The sequence below is a fragment of the Streptomyces africanus genome (assembly GCF_030816955.1).
Taxonomy (GTDB): domain Bacteria; phylum Actinomycetota; class Actinomycetes; order Streptomycetales; family Streptomycetaceae; genus Streptomyces; species Streptomyces africanus.
In genome coordinates this window covers 4,807,337-4,824,045 of record NZ_JAUSYP010000001.1, presented here as the reverse complement: position 1 = coordinate 4,824,045, position 16,709 = coordinate 4,807,337, and the positions used below count along the sequence as shown (strand labels likewise).

Sequence of the window (16,709 nt, the reverse complement as noted above, 5' to 3'; positions counted from 1 at the left end):
AAAATGGGCACCACGGTGCCTTGGTACGCGGGGGCGACAGCCCCTGAGCAGGTCGACAAGGAGAGAACTCGTGGACGACGTTCTGCGGCGCAATCCGCTCTTCGCGGCGCTCGACGACGAGCAGGCCGCGGAGCTCCGCGCCTCCATGAGTGAGGTGACCCTCGCGCGCGGCGACTCGCTGTTCCACGAGGGTGACCCCGGCGACCGCCTGTACGTGGTCACGGAGGGCAAGGTCAAGCTCCACCGCACGTCCCCCGACGGCCGCGAGAACATGCTGGCCGTGGTCGGCCCCGGCGAGCTCATCGGCGAGCTGTCGCTGTTCGACCCGGGCCCGCGCACCGCGACCGCCACGGCACTGACCGAGGTCAAGCTGCTCGGCCTCGGCCACGGCGACCTCCAGCCCTGGCTGAACGCCCGCCCCGAGGTGGCCACGGCGCTCCTGCGCGCCGTCGCGCGCCGGCTGCGCAAGACCAACGACGCGATGTCCGACCTCGTCTTCTCGGACGTCCCGGGCCGTGTCGCCCGGGCCCTGCTGGACCTCTCGCGCCGGTTCGGCGTGCAGTCCGAGGAGGGCATCCACGTCGTCCACGACCTCACGCAGGAGGAGCTGGCCCAGCTGGTCGGCGCGTCCCGCGAGACGGTCAACAAGGCACTGGCGGACTTCGCCCAGCGGGGCTGGCTGCGCCTGGAGGCCCGCGCGGTGATCCTCCTGGACGTGGAGCGCCTCGCCAAGCGCTCGCGCTGACGCGCACGCGCCCTGGCCCTACGACGTCGGGCCCCGTCTCCTCGCGAGACGGGGCCCGACGTCGTAGGGGGGCACGGTCAGATGAGCCCGTGCTCCTCCAGGTAGTCCAACTGCGCCCGCACCGACAGTTCCGCCGCCGGGCACAGGGAGCGGTCGACGTCGGCGTAGACGTGGGCGACGACCTGACCGGGGGTGCGGTAGCCGTCCTCGACGGCCGTCTCGACCTGGGCCAGGCGGTGGGCGCGGTGGGCGAGGTAGTACTCGACGACGCCCTGGGCGTCCTCCAGGACCGGTCCGTGGCCCGGGAGGACCGTGTGGACGCCGTCGTCGACCGCGAGGGACCTGAGGCGCCGCAGGGAGTCCAGGTAGTCGCCGAGACGGCCGTCGGGGTGGGCCACGACCGTCGTCCCGCGGCCCAGGACGGTGTCGCCGGTCAGGACGGCCTGGTCGGCCGGGAGATGGAAGGAGAGGGAGTCGGCGGTGTGGCCGGGGGTCGGGACGACCCTCAGTTCGAGACCGCCGGTGGTGATGACGTCTCCGGCGGCCAGGCCCTCGTCGCCCAGCCGCAGTGCCGGATCGAGCGCACGCACGCGCGTGCCGGTCAGTTCGGCGAACCGGGCGGCGCCCGCCGCGTGGTCGGGATGACCGTGGGTCAGCAGGGTCAGGGCGACGCGCTTGCCGGCCCCCTCGGCCGTGGCGACGACGTGGCGCAGGTGCCCCTCGTCGAGGGGCCCCGGGTCGACCACCACCGCCAGGTCCGAGTCGGGCTCGGACAGGATCCAGGTGTTCGTGCCGTCCAGGGTCATCGCCGACGGGTTGGGGGCCAGGACGTTGACGGCGCGCGCGGTGGCGGGCCCCGAGAGGACTCCGCCGCGGGGCTGGCCGGGAAGGGCTGCTGCGTCCGTCATGCGCTGGCTCCACCGGTCGGGGCGGTCGGGATGTGCTTGGTGAACTCGTCGTGGCCCGGCCAGGAGAGCACGATCTCGCCGTCCACCAGGCGGGCGGTGGCCAGGACGGGCGTGAGGTCCCGGGCGGGGGCGGCCGCGAGCGCCTGGGCAGCGCTCTCGTACGCCGTCAGCTGACGCAGCGTCGCGATGGTCGGCGGCATCATCAGCAGCTCGCCCGTGTCGTACCCGGCCGCCGCCTCGCCGGGGGCGATCCACACCGCGTGGTCCGCCTCCGTGGAGGCGTTGCGGGTGCGCTGCCCCTCGGGGAGGGCGGCCACGAAGAACCACGTGTCGTAGCGGCGGGCCTCGAACTCCGGGGTGATCCAGCGGGTCCAGGCGCCGAGCAGGTCGGAGCGCAGGACCAGGCCGCGGCGGTCCAGGAACTCCGCGAAGGACAGGTCCCGGTCGACCAGGGCGGCACGGTCGGCCTCCCAGTCGGCGCCGGTGGTGTCGCCGACGACCGAGTCGGGCGTCTCGCCGGCGAGCAGCACGCCCGCCTCCTCGTACGTCTCCCGGACGGCCGCGCAGACGATCGCCTGGGCCGTCGCCTCGTCGACACCGAGCCGGTCCGCCCACCACGCGCGCGTGGGGCCCGCCCAGCGGACCTGGTGGTCGTCGTCCCGGGGGTCGACGCCGCCGCCCGGATAGGCGTACGCGCCTCCGGCGAAGGCCATGGAGGCGCGTCTGCGCAGCATATGGACGGCGGGGCCGGTGCCGGTGTCCTTGAGGAGCATGACGGTGGCCGCGCGCCTGGGGGTCACCGGGGTGAGGGTGCCGGCCGCGAGTGCGCGGATGCGGTCCGGCCACTCCGGGGGGTACCACTGACCGTTCGCCATGGGCGCGAGGCTATCCCGTGACGGGCGGATGTTCGAGTGGCCCCGGGGACGGATTCCGCAGCTAGGACCACCGACAGGGGGTCAGGCGAGCTCCACCTGGATCTCGACCTCCACCGGTGCGTCCAGCGGCAGCACCGCCACGCCCACCGCGCTGCGCGCGTGCACGCCCCTGTCGCCGAGGACCTCGCCGAGCAGCTCGCTGGCGCCGTTCAGCACCGCGGGCTGGCCCGTGAAGTCCGAGGCCGAGGCCACGAAGCCCACGACCTTCACCACGCGCGCGATGCGGTCCAGGTCACCGGCGACGGACTTGACGGCGGCCAGGGCGTTCAGCGCACACGTGCGTGCCAGTTCCTTGGCCTCCTCCGGGGTGACCTCCGCACCGACCTTGCCGGTGACCGGAAGCTTGCCCTCCACCATCGGGAGCTGCCCGGCGGTGTAGACGTACGGCCCGGACTGCACGGCCGGCTGGTACGCGGCGAGCGGCGGGACGACGTCGGGCAGGGTCAGGCCGAGCTCGGCCAGCTTCGCCTCGACGGCGCCCATTACTGCTTCTCCCGCTTCAGGTAGGCCACGAGTTGCTCGGGGTTGTTCGGCCCGGGCACGACCTGGACGAGCTCCCAGCCGTCCTCGCCCCAGGTGTCCAGAATCTGCTTCGTGGCGTGGACGAGCAGCGGCACGGTTGCGTATTCCCACTTGGTCATGCGGCCGACTCTAGCCGCTGATGGAGAGGGGCCACGCGGCCGACCACGCCCCGGGACCGGAGCCGTCGCCCGGCGGCCATGACGACGGTTATCCACAGCCTCCCGCGTAGCCCGGGCACGGACTGGTTAGGCTCGAATACGTGAGCAGGCTCCAGGTCGTCAGCGGCAAGGGCGGTACCGGCAAGACCACGGTGGCCGCGGCCCTAGCGCTGGCCCTGGCCACGGAGGGGAAGCGGACGCTTCTCGTCGAGGTCGAGGGTCGCCAGGGAATCGCGCAGCTCTTCGAAACGGAGGCGCTGCCTTATGAGGAACGGAAGATCGCGGTCGCTCCCGGGGGCGGGGAGGTGTACGCGCTGGCCATCGACCCCGAACTGGCCCTTCTGGACTACCTCCAGATGTTCTACAAGCTGGGCAGCGCCGGGCGGGCCCTGAAGAAGCTCGGCGCGATCGACTTCGCCACCACCATCGCGCCCGGCCTGAGGGACGTACTCCTCACGGGCAAGGCGTGCGAGGCGGTACGCCGCAAGGACAAGAGCGGGCGGTTCGCGTACGACTACGTCGTCATGGACGCCCCGCCCACCGGACGCATCACGCGCTTCCTGAACGTCAACGACGAGGTCGCCGGCCTCGCCAAGATCGGCCCGATACACAATCAGGCCCAGGCCGTGATGCGGGTGCTGAAGTCGCCGGAGACGGCCGTGCACCTGGTGACGCTGCTGGAGGAGATGCCCGTCCAGGAAACGGTGGACGGCATCGCCGAGCTGCGGTCGGCGCGGCTGCCGGTGGGACGGATCATCGTGAACATGGTCCGGCCGGAGGTGTTGGACGCGGCCGACCTGGAACTCGTCAGGACGGCCCCGCGTTCCACCGTTGCGCGGTCGCTGTCGTCCGCCGGGCTCGGCGGGGCGCGACGCGGCGGGCGCGCGGAGCAGCTGGTGGATCCGTTGCTCGCCCAGGCCGAGGAGTACGCCGAGCGGTACGCGCTGGAGCACGAGCAGCGCGCGGTGCTCACCGAGCTGGGCCTGCCGCTGCACGAACTGCCGCTGTTCGCCGAGGGCATGGACCTGGCGGGGCTGTACGAGCTGGCCCGCGAGCTGCGCGAGCAGGGCGTGTCATGAGCCGGGCAGGCCGCGGGCCCCGGGAACAGCACACAGGCAAGGCCCGTCATGAGTCGGAAGCAGGGGATGTCATGAGTCGTCCGGACCCGGCCCACACCCACGACCCGGCCCGCCATCTGTCCCCCGCGCGCGTCCTCGACGTCGATCCGCTGCTGGCGGACCCGAAGACCCGGATCGTGGTCTGCTGCGGCTCGGGCGGGGTCGGCAAGACCACGACCGCGGCGGCCCTGGGGCTGCGCGCGGCAGAGCGGGGCCGCAAGGTCGTCGTCCTCACCATCGACCCGGCCCGCCGGCTCGCCCAGTCCATGGGCATCGACTCCCTCGACAACACCCCGCGCCGGGTGAAGGGCATCGACGACTCCGCGGGCGGCGAGCTGCACGCGATGATGCTCGACATGAAGCGCACCTTCGACGAGATCGTCGAGGCGCACGCGGACCCCGAGCGGGCCGCCGCGATCCTGGGCAACCCCTTCTACCAGTCGCTCTCGGCGGGCTTCGCGGGCACGCAGGAGTACATGGCGATGGAGAAGCTCGGGCAGCTGCGGGCCAGGGACGAGTGGGACCTGATCGTCGTCGACACCCCGCCCTCCCGCTCGGCGCTGGACTTCCTGGACGCGCCCAAGCGGCTCGGGTCGTTCCTGGACGGGCGGCTGATCCGGCTGCTGACGGCACCGGCGAAGCTGGGCGGCCGCGCCGGCATGAAGTTCCTGAACGTCGGCATGTCGATGATGACCGGCACCCTCGGCAAGCTGCTCGGCGGCCAGCTCCTCAAGGACGTGCAGACGTTCGTGTCCGCGATGGACACGACCTTCGGCGGGTTCCGCACGCGTGCGGACGCCACGTACAAGCTGCTCCAGGCGCCCGGCACGGCGTTCCTCGTGGTCGCGGCCCCGGAGCGGGACGCGCTGCGCGAGGCCGCGTACTTCGTGGAGCGCCTGGCCGCGGAGGACATGCCGCTCGCCGGGCTGGTGCTCAACCGGGTCCACGGCAGCGGCGCCGGAGGCCTGTCGGCCGAGCGGGCGCTCGCCGCCGCGGAAAATCTTGAAGAGCCCCGCATTGTGGATCAGGAGGGCGGGAAAGCAGTACTTCGTAACTCCCTCGACACGTATGACAGTTCAGGCTCTCCCACATCCGAAACACCAGCTCCGGCTACTGCTGAGGCTTCTGACGGTGGCTCCCCCACCGAGGACGCCGGGAACGCCGGGAACACCAAGAACTCCGAGAACACTGAGCGGTCCGTCGACCAGCTCACGGCAGGCCTCCTGAGGCTGCACGCCGAACGTATGCAGCTGCTCTCCCGTGAGCAGCGCACGCGTGACCGCTTCACCGCGCTCCACCCCGAGGTGGCCGTGACGGAAGTGGGCGCGCTGCCCGGCGATGTGCACGACCTCGGTGGACTGCGCGACATCGGCGACCGCCTCGCGGCGAACGAGCGCGAGCTTCCCGACCCCGCCGACGACTCCGAGCTGCCCCACCCGGACAGCCGACCCGAGGCGAGTGCCTGAGGGCAACCCGGCGATGGCGAAGGGCCCCTCAAGGGCCCTCGGACCGTCGAAGCTCCCGGAAGGAACCCCTCAGCTCACCGCCGCGTAGTTCTCGTAGACCTCGTCGTCGTCGAGGGGCACGATGCCCGTGCCGCGCTCGTACTCCGTGCGCGCCGTCTCCAGCAGCCGGCGCCAGGAGGTCACGGTGGGACGCCTGCGCAGCAGTGCGCGGCGCTCCCGCTCCGTCATGCCTCCCCACACGCCGAACTCGACGCGGTTGTCCAGCGCGTCGGCCAGGCACTCCGTGCGCACCGGGCATCCCGTGCACACCGCCTTGGCCCTGTTCTGCGCTGCTCCTTGAACGAACAGTTCATCCGGATCGGTAGTGCGGCAGGCCGCCTGCGCACTCCAGTCGACTACCCAGCCCATACCGGCGCCGTCCTCTCCCGAATCGAGGCTCCCCCACGGCGGCAGCGGCATATTCACCGCCGCCAGTTGAGGACGTTACGGAAGGTGGGCACAGCGCAACACCCCCAGCGGGCCCAATCTTGAATGGTCCGAACGGACTATGGGTAAGCGGCAGATCACCCGGGGGAGTGAGCTGGCGACATACGTAACCTTCCTGGCAAACCAGGACAGTTCGCATGCGTCACAACGGACGCCGTATGACACACAAGGCGGATTCGGACACGACCCCATCAAAAAAGTTGGGGAACATCCGGAACGATTCGGGGTCGCCGGACGTATTGATACGTGGTCTCACTGCTGTGACAGTTGAGAGCAGCTTAGGCCAAGGCCTATACGCCTGTCCGGCGAATGAGAACGTAGGCTGCCCTCATGCCAAAGAAGCGCTCGGGCGGTGGTCTGTCTCCCACGCAGCAGGCCGCCAAGTTCCTCGGTGTCAGTGTTCTCGCGGGAGCCGTGCTGGCCGGTATCGCGCTGCCCGCGGTGGGCGCGCTGGGGCTGGCGGCGAAGGGATCGGTCGAGAGCTTCGACGAACTCCCGGCCACCATGAAGACCCCGCCCCTGAGCCAGCGCACCACGATCCTCGACGCGGACGGCGGCCAGATCGCCACGGTCTACTCGCGCGACCGCACGGTGGTCCCCCTCAAGGACGTCTCGCCGTACATGCAGAAGGCGATCGTCGCGATCGAGGACTCGCGCTTCTACCAGCACGGCGCGGTCGACCTGAAGGGCGTCCTGCGCGCCCTCAACAAGAACGCGCGCAGCGGTGAGGTCGCCCAGGGCGCCTCGACCCTGACGCAGCAGTACGTGAAGAACGTCTTCGTCGAGGAGGCCGGCGACGACCCGACGAAGGTCGCGCAGGCCACCCAGCAGACCATCGGCCGCAAGATCCGCGAACTGAAGTACGCGATCCAGGTCGAGGAGGAGCTCGGGAAGAAGAAGATCCTCCAGAACTACCTGAACATCACGTTCTTCGGACAGCAGGCCTACGGCGTCGAGGCCGCGGCCCGGCGCTACTTCTCCAAGTCCGCCAAGGACCTGAACGTCCAGGAGGCGGCCCTCCTCGCCGGCATCGTCCAGTCGCCCAGCCGGTACGACCCGGTCAACGACGAGGCGGAGGCCACCAAGCGCCGCAACACCGTGCTCCGGCGCATGGCCGAGGTCGGCGACATCTCCCGGGCGCAGGCCGCCGAGGCGATGAAGGCGCCGCTGGGCCTGAAGGTCAGCAAGCCCAAGAACGGCTGCATCACGGCGACCAAGGGCGCGGGCTTCTTCTGCGACTACGTGCGCGAGGTCTTCCTGAACGACCCGGTCTTCGGCAAGACCAGGGAGAAGCGGGCGAAGGTCTGGAACCAGGGCGGTCTCACCATCCGGACCACCATGGACCCGCAGGCCCAGAACGCGGCACAGCGGTCCATCAAGGACCACGTCTACAAGAGCGACGAGGTGGCCACCGCCGTCTCCCTCGTCCAGCCCGGCACCGGCAAGATCCTCGCCATGGGCCAGTCGCGCCCGTACGGCTTCGGCAAGAACCAGACGCAGATCAACCTCTCCGTCGACCAGTCGATGGGCGGCGGCATGGGCTACCAGCCCGGTTCGACGTTCAAGCCGATCGTGGCCGCCGCGGCCCTCGAGGACGGCATGCCGGCGAACAAGGCGTACCCCTCGCCGTACCAGATGCCGTATCCGAGCCCGGTTTCGGCCTGCGACGGCAGGACCTGGCAGAACAGCCGGACCAACCCTGCCAAGGTCGAGAACGAGAACGAGTCCGAGGTCGGCCCGTACGACATGAGGGAGGCGACCGCCAAGTCGGTCAACACCTACTACGTGCAGATGATCGGCGACATCGGCATCTGCCCGGTGACGACGATGGCGAAGAAGATGGGCGTCGAGCGGGCCGACGGCGACAAGATGCCCCAGGTGCCCTCCATCGCCCTCGGCACCCAGGAGATGTCCCCGCTGACCATGGCGAACGCGTACGCCACGTTCGCCTCGCGCGGCATGTACTGCACGCCGGTCGCCATCGAGTCGATCAGCCGGCGTGTCGGCGACAGCACGAAGTCGCTCCAGGTCCCGAAGTCCACCTGCTCGCGGGCGATGTCGGAGAAGACCGCCGACACCATCAACACGCTGCTGCGGGGCGTCGTCGAGGACGGTACGGGCAAGAAGGCCGGCCTCGGCAGCCGCCCCAGCGCCGGTAAGACCGGTACGACGGACGAGCGCTACGCGGCCTGGTTCGTGGGCTACACGCCGAACATGGCCGGTGCCGTGTGGGTCGGCGACCCCGCACACAAGCGGAAGATGGTCGGCATCACCATCGGCGGCGTCCCGTACGACAAGGTGTTCGGCGGCGAGGTCCCCGGACCGATCTGGGGCGACATGATGACCGGCGCGCTGGAGGGCAAGCCCGTCGAGAACTTCAACACCGTCCACATCCCCCCGGGCGTCGACCGGAACCGCGGCGACGGCGACGACGAGGGCCGCGACGACGGGGACGAGGGCGACAACGGCGACGACGGCTTCATCGGCGGCCTGGTCGGCGGCAACAACAGCGGCGGCGGGGACGGCGGGACCTTCCCGACACCGTCGTTCAGCATCCCGGAGGGGTTCTTCCGGGGTCAGGGCAACGGGGGCAACGGGGGCAACGGGGGCAACGGGAACGGGGGGCGCGGCTGACGCGGCCGGCTCGGATCGACGCGGCCGAGGCGGCTGACGCGGCGTCCTGAACGCGGACGGCCCCTTCCCGCCGTCGAAGATCTTCGTACGGCGGGAAGGGGCCGGGTGTCCTAGCCCGCGAGGATCTTCTTCACCGCAGCGGCGACGCGGCCGCCCTCGGCCTGGCCCGCGACCTTCGGGTTCACGATCTTCATGACCGCACCCATGGCCCGCGGTCCCTCCGCCCCGGCCGCCTTCGCCTCCTCGACGGCCTGGGCGACAATCCGGTTCAGCTCGTCGTCGCTGAGCTGCTTCGGCAGGTACGCGGCGAGCACCTCGCCCTCCGCCTTCTCCCGCTCCGCACTCTCGGCGCGACCACCCTGCGCGAAGGCCTCGGCCGCCTCACGGCGCTTCTTCGCCTCCCGGGTGATCACCTTCTGCACCTCGTCGTCGGAGAGCTCGCGCTTCTCCTTGCCCGCGACCTCCTCCTTGGTGATCGCGGCGAGGGTCAGCCGGAGCGTCGAGGAGCGGAGCTCATCGCGCTCCTTGATCGCGGCGTTGAGGTCGTCCTGCAGCTTCGACTTGAGCGTGGTCATGAGGTTGATTGTCGCAGGTGCGGGCGGGCGGGCGCCCCCTGATTTGCGGGGCGATGCCACAAAGGACGGTCGAAGGGCCGGGGCCGTCAGGGGATTTCGGGCACCGCCGGTCGGAGACGACCGGCGCGGTCTGACACGATGGTCCTATGCGCGCGCGATACGGAGTCCCTCTGGGAATCGCGGCGGCTGGTGCCGCCGGTCTGTTGTACTCGGCGGGCTTCGAGGCCCGCTCCTTCCGCCTCCGCCGGGTCACGGTCCCGGTCCTGCCCTCGGGAATGCGCCCCCTGCGCGTGTTGCAGGTCTCCGACATCCACATGGTCAGCGGCCAGCGCAAGAAGCAGCGCTGGCTGCGGTCCCTGGCCGGCCTGCGCCCCGACTTCGTGATCAACACGGGTGACAACCTCTCCGACCCGGAGGGCATCCCGGAGGTCCTGGACGCGCTCGGCCCCCTGATGGAGTTCCCCGGGGCGTACGTCTTCGGCTCCAACGACTACTACGGCCCGAGGTTCCGCAACCCCGCCCTCTACCTGTGGGAGAAGGTGCAGGGCCGCCACGGCCTGAACGGCAACCCGCCGGCCGTCGGCGTGGCCCACATCCCGTGGGAGGACATGCGGGACGCCTTCGACGCGGCGGGCTGGCTGAACCTGACGAACACGCGCGGCACGCTCAAGATCGACGGCGTCTCGCTGGAGCTGACGGGTTTGGACGACCCGCACATCAAGCGGGACCGCTACGAGCAGGTGGCCGGCGGCCCGTCGGATTCCGCCGACTTCTCCATGGGCGTGGTCCACGCGCCGTACCTGCGCACGCTGGACGCCTTCACGGCCGACGGCTACCCCTTGGTCCTGGCCGGCCACACCCACGGCGGCCAGCTGTGCATCCCCTTCTACGGCGCCCTGGTCACCAACTGCGACCTGGACACGGACCGCGTGAAGGGCCTGTCCACGCACACGGCGGAGGGCCGTACGTCGTACCTGCACGTCTCGGCGGGCTGCGGCACGAACCGCTACACACCGGTACGGTTCGCGTGCCCGCCGGAGGCGACGTTGCTGACGTTGGTGGGGCGGGAGTAGGGGAGCCTCCGCCCGGGGTCGATCAGGAGTCGATCAGTCGATCAGTCGATCAGTCGATCAGAGGACGATCACGGGTCGACGGGAGGACGATCACGGGTCGATGGGAGACCCGTTAACCCACACAGCCCGCCCACATCGCCCGCTATGTCCGTTTCTGTCAGCGTGGGGGCATGACCGCCCCGATACCCCGGGACATACCGGATCTCCCCGCGATTCCGGGCAAGCCCGCGTTGAAGCCCTCCCCCGTCCCCGCCACGGCCGTCGTCACCCCGGTCCGCCGCCCCGCGGCCGCGGCCTTCCGCCTGCTGGTCGCCCTCGCGGCGACCGCGGGCGTGACGCTCGACATACTCCTGGGCGACCCGTCCCGGGCCCTCGGCTACTTCGCGATCCAGAGCAACATCCTCCTCGCACTGGTGATGGCCCTCTCGGCCCGCCGCGCGTGGACGGCCGGCCGCCCGCTGCCAGGAGCCGTCCTGGGCGCGACCCTGCTCTACGTCGTCATCGCGTCCCTGGTGTACCACCTGCTCCTGGCGAACGAGGCGAGCCCCTTCTCCCTCACGGGCGAGGCCGCGGCCGCTCCCACGGGCTGGCAGGCCGTCGCCCACCACACCCTCCACACGCTGACCCCGATCGCGGCCGTACTGGACTGGCTCCTGCTCACGGCCCCCGGCCGCCTGCACCTGCGCCAGGCCAGCACGTGGCTGCTCTACCCCCTGGCCTACCTGGCCTTCTCCCTCATCCGAGGCGAGCTGCTCCTGCCGGGCACCCCCGACCGCTACCTCTACCCCTTCCTGGACGTCGACCAGGACGGCTACAAGAAGGTCCTCGGCAACGCCCTCCTCCTCGGCCTCTCCTTCTACGCCCTCGCGGTCCTCCTCGTGGCCCTCGACCACGCCCGCCCGAACCCCCTCCGTCACCCCTGGAAAACCGGATTTCGTCTCTAGCCACCAGTGGGCTAAAGTAAACGTCGTCGCCGCGACAGCAGCGACATCGGGGTGTAGCGCAGCTTGGCAGCGCGCTTCGTTCGGGACGAAGAGGTCGTGGGTTCAAATCCCGCCACCCCGACAGTGAAGTACCAGGTCAGGGACCTGATCCGCTTAGCGGATCAGGTCCCTGAGTGGTTCCGGGGGCCGTTTTGGGAGCCGTTTGGGAGCCGACTTCATATCCCCGCTCCCAAACGGCTCCCATCGCCCCGTCGCCGAGTCCGCTCGATCATGGGCCAAGGGCGGCGGACCTCACGTGATCATGGGGCAGCTCTCATGCACTGGCATCCGGCCATCGCCACACCGTCGCGTCGGCATCCGCGTCGCGTACACCCTTCAGCTTCACGTCAGCCATGGATTCGACATCGAAGAAGCGCAACGGATCAGTGATGATCCGCAGCATCGGGGTCCCCCTGCCCTCTTCCAGGTTCGAGGCGATGACGAGCGAGTAGTTACTTCCCTCGGCAAGCGCACGCGTGAGTTCGGCGCTGGTGAGAGAAAGGTCGGCAGGCTCTGCGCCGCCATGAGCCTTGATCTCGTAGTAGTGCCCTGTTGAATCGACGGCGTCGGCCCCTAGTCGCTGAAGACCTCGCTGGTCTTCCAGCGTCCGCCCACTCGCGCCAAGAATTTCGGCAAGCAGTGCCAGGACGGTCTTTTCCTTGTCCCGGTCCTGGTAGCCGAGCATGCCGGAACGCTCGTTGGGCGCGGCCCCGCCGTGGCGCGGTTGCGGCAGCGAGGCGGCACGCCGGCTTCTCGCGGAGGACGCAGAACGAGACTGCGCCGAGAAAGCGGAACGGGTGGCCTGTGGAGTACGCGCCTGCAATTCAGCCAAGGAGACCAGCTTGCGAGGCTCAGCCGACGGAGGGGCGGCGGGGGACCCCACGCCGGAAGGCATGGGACTCGACGAAGGCGCAGGGATCGACGGAGGTGACAGAACTCCTGTTGGCGGCTTCACCAGACCGCTTGATTGGGCCGGAACCGTGGGGCCCGAAGGTCGTGACAGCTCTCGCTCCCGCAGCTGCAAGGCCAAACGCTCGCGGTCCTCACGATCTTGTTGGCCAGACGGGACGAGCGGAGTGACAGAAGCTCTCTGCGGCCAATCTTCCTCCCATAGATCGCGCCAGCGGTGGGCGACGTGAGCGCGTTCCGCCGAGAAGAGGGAGGCCACGGCCAACCCACCTCCCCGGGTGGTTCGCAATGCCTCGGGGCTGCTGACGAAGAGCGCCTTGGCTTCCGGATCGACATGCGCGTCGACCGGGACGCCGATCACCTCGTGGTCCTCGCCTGGGTTCAGCCGGATCCGTAGCCCCGGGAAGACCCGCACCTCGAGCTCCAACAGCCAGCCCCAGCCCGTGAAAGCCTCGGCGGCGGCCGGCTCATCTCGCACAAGAGCGTCCTGCAGGCTCGTCACGGCCCAACGGAAGTCCTCAGTCAGCTGTTGGTCGGGGCGGGCACGGTCCGGGGCGGCGACACACGCTTCAGATGCCTCGAGCTTGTGCACCTTGAGGACACCCAACAGGCCGGTGAATTGCTGGAGATCTCCGCCCGGCTGCCAAACGTGCAGATGCTCGCCCAGCGCACGCGCGATGGCGGGGTGGTCTACTGCGTAGACGGGCCGCTTCTTCGTCCAACCGAGGGTGGTATGCAGCGGCACCGAGCGCAACTTGGAACGCAGACCAAGCGAGATGGGGCCATCAGCCGAAGTGACCGTGTCCGACAGGGACCTCAGCGCCTCCAGCATCACTCGCTGCTGGTCCGCCCGGAGTTGGGTGCCGGACCGCGCGATCTCCTTCAACACATCAGCAAGGTCCTCGGGGCCCGGCTCCTCGATCGAGAGAGCGTCCCAGAGGGGGTTCAACTCGGGGTCAGGGATGGTGAAAGGCCGGAATCCGCGGAGGACTGTAGGCCCCCGGAAGCAGTCACGCGCCCTCTGCCATCCTTGGTCAGTGAGCACGAAGTCGGAACCGTTGAAGGCATCCCGGACCTTCCGCAGCTCGCTGCGGGGCGTACCCGTGGCCTCTTTCCTCAGCCGCCCCGCCAGAGCCTGGTAGACGAGATAGACGTCGGCTTTGAGACGATCTTCCACCAGGTCGGGAGCTGCGGAACGCTTCCGGAGTTCTCGCAGCCGGTCAATCAGCTGAGGAATGTCGGGGTCGCCGTTCACGCCGAGAGTGGCCAGGACGTCGATCCGGGTGGAAGTGGCCTCTTGGATCGCGGGGTGCAGGTACCCCGGGTCGTCCTGCCCGTAGAGCGCCTGCGCGTCGCGCGTGTACAGGTGCACCTGCCCCGGAGCGCGGAGGTTGCCTCTGGTGTCCTCCAACCAGGCGACCTCCCGGAGCCGCCAGACCCAGAAGGCTGCCGTCTGGCCACGTACCTTCCATCGGCGGTACGCCTCCGCCGCCTGTACCTCCGCGTGGTCGGAGGAGGTGATCAGGCCGGGCCTGCCGAGCGTCTGCAGCAGGGCCGCCGTACGACGTCTGCGGTCCTGCGGGTTCTGCTCGGCGACGATGTGCTGCACCACGGCGTCCAGGTCAGGACTGCCGCAGTCGTCCAGTGTGTATTCGGCCCCCAGTCGGCGCAGCTCCCGCGTGCGGGCAGTCGGCGACAGCCCTGAGTCGCGCGACAGACCGAGGCGGGAGTCCGCGTCGTACTCCTTGGTGTACCGGCCGGGCTGAATCTCCTTGAGCCGGGGCGCGTCCGCCACCCCGAGGAGGCGCAGGAAGGCCGTACGGCTCAGCCCGCACTGTGCCTGGGACAGCAGGGTCCGTGCATAGGAGCGATGCACCCACTTGATTCCGGGGGTCTTTCCGGCGGCGACGGCGAACCGGTCTCCGTCGGTGCTTTCGAGCGCTTGGGGAAGGTAGGCGTGTGCGGGCTGTACTTTGCACGGCATCTCGTTGCCGTCGATGTCGTATTCGTAGCCGTCGAGCAGTACGGTCCTTCCGATCCCGGAGCCGAGTCGCTCTCGGACCTTCTTCGACACTTCTCCCAAGGCCGTCTGGATAGCGGCGAGTTGCTCGACTCCGCTGCCCGTCTCACCTCCCATTCGTCTGCCTGCCCGCCCCATCAGTTCGATTCGGCGCAGTACGGCCGCGGTGTCGTCACGCCGTAGGAGGCAGTCCTGTTTCCGTAGCCAGTCGAGGACACGTCGGGACCACTGCGAGTCCTCCGCGTAACCGGCATGGAGATCAACGACGATGCCCAAAGCATCCAACGGGCCGGCGCCGCGTGGTGAGGAGTTCTGGGGTTCCGCGAACGCGACACCGGGTGCGGCCGGCCGCAGACGCCGACCATCGGCTGCGATGACACACGGACGATTGCGCAGCATATGGTCGAGTTCGTCCTCGATTGCCACGGCCGCAAGACGGATGGTTCGCCCGATGTCGTACTCGGTGTCGTCGAGCGAGACGAGCGCGTCACGCACCCTCACCTCATCGGGAAGTTCCGCGGTGCCTTCGGAGCGCCAGTCAGTGAGGACGTCGCGCCACTGGTGGGCACCGTCGCGGGCACGTTCCGGAAACGTACTCGGCAGGCCGGCCAGCCGGGCGATGTCTTCGTCCTCCAGCACCCCTGACAACTGCGGCACCTCAACGGCGAGCGCCGAAAGTGGCTCCATACTCCCGTCAGGGCAGGGCAGGGAGATCTGAGATGCCAACCACGTGCGGGCACGGTCGACCAACGCCGCGCGGATAGTCTCCTGGAGCCGGGCGGGCGACGAGGGGTCGGAAGCCGAGGGCAGCGGGACGAGGTGCCACGCCGAAGGTTCGACGTCGCCGAGTACGTCGAGGACCGCGCCAACCCAGAGGTCCGCTACGAGCGGGACGAGGTCCTCGTTCCATTGGCTGGCGGCGAATCCCTCACGGCTGACGACGGGGTCGAACTGGGCGTGCACTCGGGCCGCGGCTCTCAGCTCGGCCACCGGTAGCCCGGCGTGCACACTCCCCGGTTCCGGTGCGTGCACGGGCAGCGCGACGGCGACCGGCATGGAGGACCCAACCGCCTTGTGCCTACGGGTACTCGTGCCGTGCGGTGCGACATGGGCGTCGTAGACCCGCCACAGTGCCCCACTGGTCGTCCGGGCCTCACGGACCCGGATATCCGCTTCCCCACTGCCGATACGAAGCCTTCGCCGGTCGATCTCCGTCCAGCTCAGCCTCAGCTTCACGGGCGGCGTCTCGTCATCGGCGCCCTGCTCACCCCGGCGGTCGCCGAGTGCTTCGACCCGCCTCACGTGACGGAGAAAGAGCAAGGAGCTGTCGTTCCATGTCTCAAACCACTCGAAAAGCTCCGAGGCGGAGAGCGTGTCCGGGGCGAGAGGGATTCGGAAGACCGTCCACTCGGGACCCGCGACCTGCTCCGGCACGACCAGTGGCCCGACCGCCCGGATGGAAAGGTCGGCGAACCGCACGTGGAAGGGGTGACAGTGCACCTCCCAGGTGGTCGCGAGGGCACGCAAGGTCGCCAGGCCGATACCGAATCGCCCTGTGGCCTCGGCATCGGAGGTCTTCCCGCTGAGCCATGGCAGGCCGAGCAGCAGGATGTCGGCCAGTCGTACGCCCTTGCCGTCGTGGGCGATCAGCAACTCCTCGGGGCGCCAGATGAACCGGACTTGGGAAGCTCCCATGTCATCGGCGTTCTGCACCATCTCCGACAGGACTTGCAGACGGTCCGATGACAGGGTTTCTGCGCCCCTCTGCCCTCCCTCGGCCATCAGCCGGAAGACGCCGGGCCCGTTCTGAAGTCCGTCTTCGAGAAGCCCCACCGCGCGAGCGGCTTGTTCAGCGGTCTCGACGTCGATACCCGGATCCGTACGCGGATCCGACAGCAGCGCTTGCACTGCCGCGATGAGCTCCTCGTCCTCGTTCACCCGGTTCTCCTCCCCATGGGCTGTTTTCGAGAGCGCCCCCACGCCCTTGCAAAGCCTCAGGGCAGATGGAACTCGGTCTGGCGATGACTGGCGAATTCACGCCAAAGTCCGGTGCCGCAGAACCCCGAGTCGGCACTCCAGTGACAAGGCAGGCCGCGCGCCGCGGTCCACCGAAACACTCGCTCAACAACTCACGTCGCAGCCGGTGAACGACCGGAATCGCCTGATCCCAGGGCCCG

13 protein-coding genes and 1 tRNA gene are annotated in these 16,709 nt (G+C 69.5%); 7 read left to right on the top strand and 7 right to left on the bottom strand.

Annotation, left to right across the window (positions count from 1 at the left end; translation table 11 throughout):
- The first annotated feature begins 70 nt into the window (after positions 1–70).
- Positions 71–745, top strand: a complete 675-nt coding sequence (locus tag QF034_RS22480) for a Crp/Fnr family transcriptional regulator (RefSeq protein ID WP_010031945.1) — start codon at positions 71–73, stop codon at positions 743–745.
- A gap of 77 nt (positions 746–822) precedes the next feature.
- Here QF034_RS22480 and QF034_RS22475 read toward each other — a convergent pair whose 3' ends face one another.
- The 4 genes from QF034_RS22475 to sp36 all read right to left on the bottom strand — a co-directional run bounded on the left by QF034_RS22475 (position 823) and on the right by sp36 (position 3,229).
- Positions 823–1,653: an MBL fold metallo-hydrolase gene (locus QF034_RS22475; protein WP_307176659.1), complete on the bottom strand. Its 831-nt coding sequence runs from the start codon at positions 1,651–1,653 to the stop codon at positions 823–825.
- On the bottom strand, positions 1,650–2,528 hold the full coding sequence (locus QF034_RS22470; protein WP_307176658.1) for an NUDIX hydrolase: 879 nt from the start codon (positions 2,526–2,528) through the stop codon (positions 1,650–1,652). Before QF034_RS22470 ends, QF034_RS22475 begins: the two co-directional genes overlap by 4 nt.
- Positions 2,529–2,609: 81 nt before the next feature.
- Positions 2,610–3,071, bottom strand: a complete 462-nt coding sequence (locus tag QF034_RS22465; RefSeq protein ID WP_307176657.1) for a RidA family protein — start codon at positions 3,069–3,071, stop codon at positions 2,610–2,612.
- Positions 3,071–3,229, bottom strand: a complete 159-nt coding sequence (gene sp36 / locus QF034_RS22460; RefSeq protein ID WP_003991873.1) for a Sp36 family protein — start codon at positions 3,227–3,229, stop codon at positions 3,071–3,073. Before sp36 ends, QF034_RS22465 begins: the two co-directional genes overlap by 1 nt.
- Positions 3,230–3,369: 140 nt before the next feature.
- Here sp36 and bagA point away from each other — a divergent pair, with 140 nt between their 5' ends.
- Together bagA and bagB are read left to right on the top strand one after the other, a co-directional pair.
- Entirely contained in the window at positions 3,370–4,347 is a 978-nt protein-coding gene (gene bagA / locus QF034_RS22455; protein WP_307176656.1) for an ATPase BagA, read from the top strand.
- 71 nt (positions 4,348–4,418) lie between these two features.
- Positions 4,419–5,852, top strand: a complete 1,434-nt coding sequence (gene bagB, locus QF034_RS22450; RefSeq protein WP_307176655.1) for an ATPase BagB — start codon at positions 4,419–4,421, stop codon at positions 5,850–5,852.
- Between the two features lie 69 nt (positions 5,853–5,921).
- On the opposite strand, the gene wblA is transcribed toward bagB, so the two are convergent.
- Positions 5,922–6,260 carry a transcriptional regulator WblA gene (gene wblA, locus QF034_RS22445; RefSeq protein ID WP_010031964.1) on the bottom strand — a complete coding sequence of 113 codons (339 nt, stop codon included), beginning with the start codon at positions 6,258–6,260 and terminating at the stop codon, positions 5,922–5,924.
- Between the two features lie 408 nt (positions 6,261–6,668).
- On the opposite strand from wblA, the gene QF034_RS22440 reads away from it, so the two are divergent.
- On the top strand, positions 6,669–8,972 hold the full coding sequence (locus QF034_RS22440; protein WP_307176654.1) for a transglycosylase domain-containing protein: 2,304 nt from the start codon (positions 6,669–6,671) through the stop codon (positions 8,970–8,972).
- Between the two features lie 110 nt (positions 8,973–9,082).
- Here QF034_RS22440 and QF034_RS22435 read toward each other — a convergent pair whose 3' ends face one another.
- Complete coding sequence (locus QF034_RS22435) at positions 9,083–9,547, bottom strand: GatB/YqeY domain-containing protein (protein ID WP_020271803.1); 465 nt, start codon at positions 9,545–9,547, stop codon at positions 9,083–9,085.
- Positions 9,548–9,693: 146 nt separating this feature from the next.
- Between QF034_RS22435 and QF034_RS22430 the strand changes: the two genes are divergently transcribed.
- From QF034_RS22430 to QF034_RS22420, 3 genes are all read left to right on the top strand, one after another.
- On the top strand, positions 9,694–10,620 hold the full coding sequence (locus QF034_RS22430) for a metallophosphoesterase (RefSeq protein ID WP_307176653.1): 927 nt from the start codon (positions 9,694–9,696) through the stop codon (positions 10,618–10,620).
- A 170-nt stretch (positions 10,621–10,790) separates the two neighbouring features.
- Entirely contained in the window at positions 10,791–11,564 is a 774-nt protein-coding gene (locus tag QF034_RS22425) for a Pr6Pr family membrane protein (protein WP_307176652.1), read from the top strand.
- A 47-nt stretch (positions 11,565–11,611) separates the two neighbouring features.
- Positions 11,612–11,685: transfer RNA gene (locus tag QF034_RS22420), tRNA-Pro, on the top strand.
- A 192-nt stretch (positions 11,686–11,877) separates the two neighbouring features.
- Here QF034_RS22420 and QF034_RS22415 read toward each other — a convergent pair.
- Positions 11,878–16,470: an ATP-binding protein gene (locus QF034_RS22415; protein WP_307176651.1), complete on the bottom strand. Its 4,593-nt coding sequence runs from the start codon at positions 16,468–16,470 to the stop codon at positions 11,878–11,880.
- Positions 16,471–16,709 lie beyond the last annotated feature (239 nt).

Bases quoted from the DNA above. Each gene is read 5' to 3' on its own strand.
- QF034_RS22475 (WP_307176659.1), bottom strand. From the start codon at position 1,653: ATGACGGACGCAGCAGCCCTTCCCGGCCAGCCCCGCGGCGGAGTCCTC.
- QF034_RS22470 (WP_307176658.1), bottom strand. From the start codon at position 2,528: ATGGCGAACGGTCAGTGGTACCCCCCGGAGTGGCCGGACCGCATCCGC.
- QF034_RS22465 (WP_307176657.1), bottom strand. From the start codon at position 3,071: ATGGGCGCCGTCGAGGCGAAGCTGGCCGAGCTCGGCCTGACCCTGCCC.
- sp36 (WP_003991873.1), bottom strand. From the start codon at position 3,229: ATGACCAAGTGGGAATACGCAACCGTGCCGCTGCTCGTCCACGCCACG.
- bagB (WP_307176655.1), top strand. From the start codon at position 4,419: ATGAGTCGTCCGGACCCGGCCCACACCCACGACCCGGCCCGCCATCTG.
- wblA (WP_010031964.1), bottom strand. From the start codon at position 6,260: ATGGGCTGGGTAGTCGACTGGAGTGCGCAGGCGGCCTGCCGCACTACC.
- QF034_RS22440 (WP_307176654.1), top strand. From the start codon at position 6,669: ATGCCAAAGAAGCGCTCGGGCGGTGGTCTGTCTCCCACGCAGCAGGCC.
- QF034_RS22435 (WP_020271803.1), bottom strand. From the start codon at position 9,547: ATGACCACGCTCAAGTCGAAGCTGCAGGACGACCTCAACGCCGCGATC.
- QF034_RS22430 (WP_307176653.1), top strand. From the start codon at position 9,694: ATGCGCGCGCGATACGGAGTCCCTCTGGGAATCGCGGCGGCTGGTGCC.
- QF034_RS22425 (WP_307176652.1), top strand. From the start codon at position 10,791: ATGACCGCCCCGATACCCCGGGACATACCGGATCTCCCCGCGATTCCG.